General features: G+C 60.6%; 9 protein-coding genes. 2 read left to right on the forward strand and 7 right to left on the reverse strand.

The features are described 5' to 3' along the window. From fabG to rpmF, 5 genes are all read right to left on the reverse strand, one after another. Positions 1 to 740, reverse strand: a 740-nt coding sequence (gene fabG, locus ACH2EH_RS21360) for a 3-oxoacyl-[acyl-carrier-protein] reductase (protein WP_395144911.1), incomplete at its 3' end; no start/stop codon positions are given. Next, positions 737 to 1,672, reverse strand: coding sequence for an ACP S-malonyltransferase (gene fabD, locus ACH2EH_RS21365; protein WP_395144913.1), 936 nt, complete (start codon positions 1,670 to 1,672; stop codon positions 737 to 739). The genes fabD and fabG, both read right to left, overlap by 4 nt. Continuing rightward, entirely contained in the window at positions 1,669 to 2,694 is a 1,026-nt protein-coding gene (locus tag ACH2EH_RS21370; RefSeq protein ID WP_395144915.1) for a beta-ketoacyl-ACP synthase III, read from the reverse strand. Before ACH2EH_RS21370 ends, fabD begins: the two co-directional genes overlap by 4 nt. Beyond that, complete coding sequence (gene plsX / locus ACH2EH_RS21375; protein WP_395144923.1) at positions 2,691 to 3,704, reverse strand: phosphate acyltransferase PlsX; 1,014 nt, start codon at positions 3,702 to 3,704, stop codon at positions 2,691 to 2,693. Before plsX ends, ACH2EH_RS21370 begins: the two co-directional genes overlap by 4 nt. 45 nt (positions 3,705 to 3,749) lie before the next feature. Further along, entirely contained in the window at positions 3,750 to 3,941 is a 192-nt protein-coding gene (gene rpmF / locus ACH2EH_RS21380) for a 50S ribosomal protein L32 (RefSeq protein WP_309692667.1), read from the reverse strand. Positions 3,942 to 4,091: 150 nt separating this feature from the next. On the opposite strand from rpmF, the gene ACH2EH_RS21385 reads away from it, so the two are divergent. Further along, a complete protein-coding gene (locus ACH2EH_RS21385) occupies positions 4,092 to 4,943 on the forward strand; it encodes a metallophosphoesterase (protein WP_395144917.1) in 852 nt (283 codons plus the stop codon). A 40-nt stretch (positions 4,944 to 4,983) separates the two neighbouring features. Then, positions 4,984 to 7,197 (forward strand): M60 family metallopeptidase, encoded by a 2,214-nt coding sequence (locus ACH2EH_RS21390; protein ID WP_395144918.1) that lies wholly within the window; start codon positions 4,984 to 4,986, stop codon positions 7,195 to 7,197. A 159-nt stretch (positions 7,198 to 7,356) separates the two neighbouring features. On the opposite strand, the gene ACH2EH_RS21395 is transcribed toward ACH2EH_RS21390, so the two are convergent. Both ACH2EH_RS21395 and ACH2EH_RS21400 read right to left on the reverse strand, forming a co-directional pair. Continuing rightward, positions 7,357 to 7,950 (reverse strand): hypothetical protein, encoded by a 594-nt coding sequence (locus tag ACH2EH_RS21395; RefSeq protein ID WP_395144920.1) that lies wholly within the window; start codon positions 7,948 to 7,950, stop codon positions 7,357 to 7,359. A gap of 9 nt (positions 7,951 to 7,959) precedes the next feature. Continuing rightward, complete coding sequence (locus ACH2EH_RS21400) at positions 7,960 to 8,655, reverse strand: 3D domain-containing protein (RefSeq protein WP_395144921.1); 696 nt, start codon at positions 8,653 to 8,655, stop codon at positions 7,960 to 7,962. Positions 8,656 to 8,798: the final 143 nt, after the last annotated feature.

Raw genomic sequence — 8,798 nt, forward strand, 5'->3', positions numbered from 1 at the left:
CCACCATCCACTGTGAGTGTTTGCCCCGTGATATACGACGCTGCATCCGACGCCAGAAACGCCACTGCTGCGCCCACGTCCTCTACTGACCCGAACCGGCCCAGCGGGATCTTCTCTAAAAGCTTCTCTCGCGAGTCGCCCGAGACGAAATCGGTCATCTGGGTATCTATAAAGCCCGGTGCAACAGCGTTCACCGTGATGTTGCGTGAGGCCAGCTCGCGCGCCACGCTCTTGGTGAATCCGATCATACCCGCTTTCGATGCGGAATAATTCGCCTGTCCGGGGCTTCCTACCTGCCCATTGACCGAAGTTATATTGATAATACGCCCAATTTTTTGCTTGAGCATGATTTTGGCAGCGGCACGGGTGCACAGAAACGTCCCCTTGAGGTTCGCATCCAGCACGCTATCCCAGTCTTCCTCGCTCATGCGTAGCAGTAGGGTGTCACGGGTGATTCCCGCATTGTTGACCAGAATGTCTACCCGCCCGAGCTGCTCTTTCACTGTGGCGAAGAGGCTCTCCACCGAAGCGGCTTCGCTGACATCGCACTGAATCGCCAGCGCGGTGCAGCCCACCTCACGCACCGCCTCCGCAACCGCCTCGGCGTCGGCGATACTGGTGCGTGCGGTGATCACGATATGGGCTCCCGCACGGGCCAGCGCCAGTGCGATCCCACGCCCAATCCCACGGCCACCACGCCCGGCACCCGTGACAATTGCTATTTTTCCTGCGAGGCTCATTGTCTTAGTCCCTCACTCACCACGGCAAGACTTGTGGGGTCGCCCACCGAAAAGACCACCGCCTCAGGCGCGATGCGCTTGATGAGCCCTGCCAATACTTTGCCATTGCCACACTCCACAAAATGCGTGTAGCCGTCCCCACAGAGTCGCTGGATTGTCTCGGTCCAGCGCACCGGCCCGGCGACTTGCGCACCCAGGTTGGCCTTCACTTCCTCTGCCGTCGTTTCGTAGTCCGCAGTGACATTGGCAACGACCAGGAGCTTCGGATCCACGATAGGGAAGTTGGCGAGAACGGGCCGCAGCACGGTGGCGGCAAACTCCATCAGCGGTGAATGGAACGCGCCCGAGACCTCTAGCGGCAAGATACGCTTGGCTCCGCGCTCTTTCAAGACAATCGCCGCGGCGGCAATAGCCATCGCCTCCCCGGAGATGACCACTTGGCCAGGGCAGTTATCGTTGGCGGGCACAACAATATGCCCCTCGCTATTTAGGGAGTCACAGATTTCTTTTACGACCCGGGCATCCAGCCCCAGAACAGCGGCCATGGAGCCGGGATGCAGGCGCGCCGCCTCTGCCATAGCCAGTGCGCGCTGCTGCACGAGTTTTGCGCCCGTTGCCACATCAAAAGCCTCGGCGGCTACCAGCGCCGCGTACTCACCGACTGAGTGACCAGCAACAACCGAGGGAACCAGGCCCGCTTCACGGCAGGCTGCCAGCACCGCGACACTCGTGGCAAACAGACAAGGCTGTGTGTTTTTGGTCTCCCGGAGAACGGCCTCTGGCCCCTCAAAACAGAGCTTGGAGATCGCCTCCCCGCACGCATCGTCCACGATCTCAAAGGCGGCACGGGCAGCATCGGAACTCTGGAAGAGCTCACGGCCCATGCCCACTGCCTGAGAACCCTGGCCGGGAAAGACAAACGCAAGCTTCATGGCTTGAGCTTACCCCATCGAATGACATTTGCTCCCCAGGCAAGCCCTGCGCCAAAGCCGATGGTGACAACAATACTGCCCTCGACGATCCTGCCGTCCTGCCACGCTTCGTACAGGGCAAGGGGCACGGAGGCGGCGCTGGTGTTGCCGTAGCGATCTATATTGACGGCCACTTTGTGGCTTAGCGAGCCGTCGCTTTCCACTAGGCCCATCCGCTCGGCGGCCGCTTGAATGATACGAATATTGGCTTGGTGGGGAACGAGCATGTCCACATCACTCTCGGTCATTCCGGCACGGTTGAGCGCCTTGAGTGCCGTCTCCCCCATCACTTTTACGCCGAACTTGAAGACTGCCTTGCCATCCATGTGCGCCGTGTTCTCTTTGCCCGCCAGAAGCTCCGGTGTCATGGGGTGACGGCTGCCCCCGGCGGGAAGGTTGAGTAAACACGCACCGCTGCCATCTGCTCCTAGATCGGAGGCAAGCAAGCCACTCTCATCGTCACTGGGCTGGAGAAGCACGGCCCCGGCGGCATCCCCAAAAAGAATACAAGTGCTCCGGTCTTCCCAGTTGACAACACTCGACATCTTCTCCGCCCCGATCACCAGGACATTTTTGGCACGTCCTGTTTCGACAAACTGCGCTCCGACATCTAGGCCGTGCGCGAAGCCCGCGCAAGCAACGGAGATATCAAAAGCGGTGGTTCGTGGAGCCCCCAGTGCGTTCTGGACAAGCATGGCAGTCGCGGGGAAGTTATTAAAGTCCGGGGTGCACGTGGCAACCACGATCACATCGAGCTGGGCCGCCGTAATTCCTGCACGATCCAGTGCTTCCTGCGCGGCCTTCGTTGCCATATCCGAAGTGGCTTCGTTTGCTGCCGCAATACGGCGCTCGCGAATTCCTGTGCGCTGGACAATCCATTCATCGTTGGTATCAACAAGTTTCGAGAGCTCGTCGTTGGTCAGTACTCGCTCGGGAGTATATTTTCCGATACCGGCAATCGTGGCCCGCCGCAACGTCCTCATTTTTGGGGCATTCCTTCTAGGGCGGATTTTACCGCATTTACATAGCCGGAGCGCACCGCCTGAGTCGCTAGTCGTAGCCCGCTGAAGATTGCACGGGCGTTGGATCGTCCATGGGCAATGAGGGAGAGTCCATTGACTCCCAGGAGCGGCGCTCCGCCGTACTCCGCGTAGTCTCCCGCCGCAATGAGCTTTTTAAGAGCGGACTTGAGAACGGCTCGCTCGCCGTCGGTCTGGGCCTCGGCGAGGGTGCGCTGTACATGGACAATGGCCAGCTTACCCATGCCCTCGGCGGCCTTGAGCAAGATATTGCCCTCGAATCCGTCTGCCACAATTACATCCACGCCACCCTCAAAAAGATGGCTGCTCTCGATGTTACCGACAAAATTGATGGGGAGGTCTTGCAAAAGTGGCCGCGATTTCTTGACCAGCTCATTGCCCTTGGTGTCTTCTTCGCCGTTGGAGAGTAGGGCGACACTGGGGTTTGTTATACCCAGAACGTGTTCGGCATAGAGTGCGCCCAGAAGTGCAAAGTCGGCCAGATGCGAGGGTTGGCAGTCCACGTTGGAGCCCGCGTCTACCAGAAGGCAGTGCCGTCCCGTCTCCGTCGGGAGGAGGGAGGCGATGGGAGGACGGCTAATACCGGGTAAGCGCTCGATAATCAGCAGAGCCGCGAGCATACACGCGCCGGTGTTGCCCGCGGAGAGAGTTGCCTGCGCCTCGCCGCTTTTTACGAGCTTGGCGCAGAGCGAGATAGAGGACTCCGGTTTTTTACGGATTGCCTCCATCGGGTGCTCCTCCATCGTGACAAACTGAGGGGCATGAACAACGGGCAGGCGCGTGTCGCCGTCCGCTTCGCAGGCGACGAGCTCCGCGGCGATGATTTGCGCATCGCCGACCAGCAGAACACGAACGCCCTCTCCGGCATCGGAGCGGACAAAGTCAACCGCGCCACGAACGATCGCCGCGGGGGCATGATCGCCCCCGACGGCATCAAGCGCTATCGAGATCACTTCGGGCAAGAGTAGGCTTCCCGATTTAAGTCTTTAATGGGGTACCTACGCCGTGGCTTCCGCCTTGGGGGTTAGCCACTGACGGCCATTGTAGTAGCCACAACCCGCGCAGATATAGTGGCTGCGAGCCATCTCATTGCAGCGTTTGCAGTAGGTCAGGGTAGGGGGAGTGAGCTTGTAGTGCGTTCGGCGCTTGGCCTGACGGGTGCTCGAATGTCGTCTCTTTGGCAGGGGCATAGTAGCGGTCCTTGGTATTCTCTAGGAAATTGGTGGCGTACGGCGATTTTCACCGTCACACAGAAGTGCGAGTATACAGCGAGTTCTCCCTTTTCGCCACTATTTACACTCGGGAACCTTTTTAGAGGGTACTTGCGTATCTAAGAACCTATGAACTTTGCAAAACAAAGTAATTCGCCAACACCGTCACGGCACGTCGCGACCCGTCGGGGCTTCTTCCAACTCTGTGCAGGAGTGACCGCTGCCGCTCTTTCCGAGGGCTTGGTGGAGCCTTTTACACTAGAGGCTGTCTCCCATGAAATCCTGCTCCCAAATCTGCCTAGTGCACTGGACGGTCTCAAGGTAGTTCAGCTTACCGACCCGCACCGGGGCGAGCTCACTCCCGACTCCATCATCCGTGCTGCTGTACGCCAGGCCGCCGCCTGGCAGCCGGATCTCGTGGTGCTGACGGGCGATTATGTGCGCTGGGATGCCGCCGATACGCTGCCGTTCGCGCAGCTCCTGGGGCCGCTCACGCCGCGCCTGGGGATGATCGGAATTCTGGGCAACCACGATTACGAGTATCCCAACCGAGTTGTTCGAACCCTCACGGATGTTGCGGGCGTGCAGATGCTCCGCAATGCCAGCCTTGAAGTTGCCTCCGGCCTCTGGGTCTCTGGGATTGAAGATACCTGGAAGGGAATCCCTGACCCCGCTGTGGCCCTCCAGAGTGTCCCAGGTGACGCCGCACTGCTTTTTCTGACCCATAACCCCGTGGGGGTTCGCTGCGTCCAGGATCGCCCCTGCATTGCGCTCTCCGGTCACACGCACGGTGGCCAGTTTCGCGTCCCTGGCATTGCCCCTCACTTTCCACCCGGCATGGAAGGCTTCGCGCAGATTGATGGCTGGGGCACCTACGACAAAGCCCGGCTCTATATCTCGCGCGGAATCGGCTGCACCGCCTATCCCATTCGGCTCAACTGCCCCCCGGAAATCACGCTCTTCACGCTACGGGCTGCATAGCCAGTTGACAAGCGCCGCTGCCTGGTGGTAGGGTCTGGGTATGCCGTTTGTTGTTCCGGTGGCACTCTATGCCACCCTTGCTCGCTCGCCACAGACTGATCTTACTGCTCTACTGACCAATGTCACGGAGCTCATTGCGCCGGGGGCGATTCCCGGGCCACTCTCTGTTTTTGGCGAGAACGCCTTTGTCGTGATGGCAGGGCGTGTTGGGAAGCGCCGCCTGCCCATGATCGCCGCAAGCCGCTTTGAGCGAGGGCGCGTCGTGGCACTCGGTCATGATGGTTTTCTCTCGGCAGATGCCCTTCGAAGTCTGGACAATACCCAGTTTTTGCTCAATGCGGCGCGCTGGGTGCTGGCGATGCCCACATCCGCCGTCGCTGTGGTGGATAAGCCTCAGGTGGCTGAGGTGCTGGAGAAGGCGGGGATTAAAGTGGTGCGATTAACCACCGCGCAGTTCCAGAGCCAGATTGAATCTCCGGACTTTGATGCCGTGGTGATGAATGCGACGGCATTAGACGGTAAAGCGGGTGTGCGAATGGGGCAAGCACTGACCGTCTTTGTGCGGGGCGGTGGCGGCGTGGTAATGGACTCACTGGGCTGGGGCTGGCTCCAGACTCACTCGGGGCAGGCACTCGGTGGGGAGCATGGGGGCAACAAGCTCTTTGCGCGGCTGGGTATTGCCTGGGCCGACGGCTACTTTGAGACAACGGGCACAAAGGGCTGGAAGGCCGAGTCTGGGCCGCTGGAGCTGCTTCATGGACGGACGGCGCTCACGGCACTCCAGAGGCATGCAGAAGGCACGGGAGTACTCTCTGCCGACGATCTGGCGCAAGTGGGACAGACCCTGACCAGTGCGATTGGGCCGCTGCCGGGCGATGAGCCACGGTTCTTGCCACAAGTGGCTGCTCTCACAAGGCGATTTGCGGGAAACGTGGTCTTCCCTATCGGTCTGGATCAGCCGGTCGCCCGCCTCAGCGCTGTACTGGAACAAAACGCGCTCCGTCGCGCTCCGGCAGATCGTCAGTCCGCCCATATCTCCTCAGGATCATTTCCTGGCGCCGTGGCCTTCGATGCACCGCGCCTGGAGAGTCAGACCGTTACGCTGGAGGGCGGCATCCCCGGCTGGCAAGGAACGGGCCTCTATGCCGCGCCAGGAGCACCGCTGACTCTGACGGTTCCTAAAGAGCTGGTAGGCAAGGGGCTCTCGGTGCAGATTGGCTCTCACACGGACACGCTCTGGCACCTGGAGAAGTGGGAGCGCTTCCCAGAGATTACGCTGCGCCGCTCGCTCACACAGCCCATGCAGAAGCTGGCGAGCGCGTTTGGGGGGACGGTATTTCTTGAAGTCCCTGAGGGCTTTCCCAAAGGCCGCCTCTCCGTGACTATCTCCGGGGCGGTTGCCGCTCCTCGTTTCGTCCGTGATGTCACGCCCGTGTCCGACTGGCGCAGTAGCATTCGGAATACCCCAGGGCCTTGGGCGGAGCTGGAAGGCAAGAGTATCATTCTCTCGGTACCCTCCAACGTGGTGCGCACTCTCGACGATCCCGAGGCCCTGATGAGTTACTGGGACGAGGTCGCCGATCTGGCTGCCGATCTCTACCAAATCCCGAAGAACCGACCGCGCCCGGAGCGCTATGTGCTAGATAAGCAGATCAGTGCCGGCTACATGCACTCTGGCTACCCCATCATGACCTACACGGATGAGATTGCGCGACGCTTTGTGGATCTAAGCGTGCTGCGGGGGCGCTCCGGCGAGCCCAACTGGGGCTTTTATCATGAGCTAGGACATAATCATCAGCGTGAGTGGTGGACCTGGGAGGGATGCGGCGAAGTCACTAATAATCTACTCTCGCTCTACTGCTGCGAGAAGCTCAATGGGGATAAGATCGGCCACCCTGCGATGGAACCCAAGGCAGTCCGGGAGCGCCTGCAAGCTCATGTGTCTGCAGGAAGCCCCTACGAAAAATGGAAAGACGATCCGTTTTTGGCACTCACTCTCTTTGTTCAGCTCCGGGATGCCTTTGGTTGGGGAGCGTTTCAGCGTGTCTTTGCGGAGTACGAACAAGCGCCCAAAGAGGCTCTACCCCGCACCGATGAGCAGAAGCGCGATCAGTTTATGCTGCGCTTCTCCCGTGCTGTTAATAAAAACCTCGGGCCATTTTTCACCGCCTGGGGAGTGCCTACCAGTGAGACCACTCGCAACCTGATCGCCCGTCTCCCGCGCTGGATGCCCAAAGACTGGCCGAAGAAGTAAGTCGCTCCGATGAACTATCGCCCCGATGGACCGGGGCGTCTTATTGTCGTCACAAGCTCCGACACGAAGGCCCTCCGGGCCATACCGAGTCAACTCTGTCTTCGGTATGGGCGGCACGCCCTTTGTGTCCGAGGTACGAGGACAATAACACGCCCCCGTTCATGGGGGCGACACCACATGGGGGCGACACCACTCTTCCGCAACAATCGCCGCGCACATCTTGCCATCGTGCTCCGCGCTGACGGGGGAGAAGCCGTAGGAACCGTCCGGGTCGTGGGCGTGGCCCTGGTCGCATGAGGCAATCAGCGCGATGCGCTTCGGAGTTGCGGCGGCGCACCGAGCCAGCGCCACACCAAAGCGCACCAGAGTCTCACGCGGCAGGCTCCGATCCGGCGCAACAATCACAGTCTGTGGGCGCGGGTTCGTGAGGGGATGCGCTGTGAACCAGAGTGGGATCACCGCCCCCCAGTCCAGCGGCAAAACGGCCTTCTCCTTCGAGTCGTCGCCCACCAGCCGCGCCAGAGGAATCCGGACTTTCTCACACTCGGTCTGTAGCGCCGCCGTAAACGCAAGATCACTCTCGAACGCCACTTTGATGTGCTTGCCATCGGGTTCCCCAACAATCCCGGCGGCAAAGCGGTGGCCCAGCTCCTGCATCGCGGCGCGGGTCTTGGCCATGAGCGTCGGATCGTCGGTGAGCTGGGAGACAATCTCCCCGCCGTGGGGGGCGATGGCGGCAAAAACAAGAGGCATGGGGCTATTTTATCCGAGCACGAGCACTTTGCGGCGAACGCGGCCCACAAGGGCGGCGGCTTCGTCGGTGTCGTGGCCGAGGTCAATGCGCAGGCCCTTGATCGCGCCGCCCACATCCAGCGCGATACAGAAGCCGTAGTCCTCCACCCAGAGCCGGGTTCGTAGTGGGATGACGCGCGGGTCCACGGCAACGGTGCCGTAGCCCACGGTCGTTTCCAGCTTGGTCTTATCCCCCCACTGTCCATTCTCGCCGGGGCCGTAGCCGGTGGCTGTGAGTGTGAGCAAACGCTTGCCCTCGACACGTGTGCCGTCCTCCAGCGTGATCCCTGCAGAAAGGGGGGCAATCTCAGCCACTGTCGCCTCTTCGCCAGGAGTCACGCTGCCTGCCTTCTCCCAGTGGGTTGCCTTGAGCGCCTTGCCCCTACCCAGATCAATCCCCGTTACCGCGAGTGTCTCACCTTCCTCAAGCACCGGTGGCTCGTCCAAGTCCGCCAGCACGATGCGCTTGGCGCGCGGCGGGTCGAGCGCCACCGTGACCCCATCGGCGAGCGTGACTTGTGTCACGCGCAGGATGAGATCGCTGCACTCGAAGTAGGAGTAGAGCACCGTTCCCCGAAGCTGGACGGTTTTTTTCTGCGTGAGCGCAAAAGCGGGAAGAGGAAGCAAGGAAGCGGTGGAGGCCAGCAGTAAGTCACGCCGAGTCACGCAGAAACCCGATAGTAGATCTCGTCTAGTGTAAGTGCGACGCTCACGCTAGAGAGAGTCAGCGTGTCTTCGCGCCGCGCCAGTCGCTCGTAGAGCCAGAGGCCGCTTGCTTGACGTGTGTAGCGCTCCACGCTCACTTTGTC

The organism is Armatimonas sp., assembly GCF_043760365.1.
GTDB lineage: Bacteria > Armatimonadota > Armatimonadia > Armatimonadales > Armatimonadaceae > Armatimonas.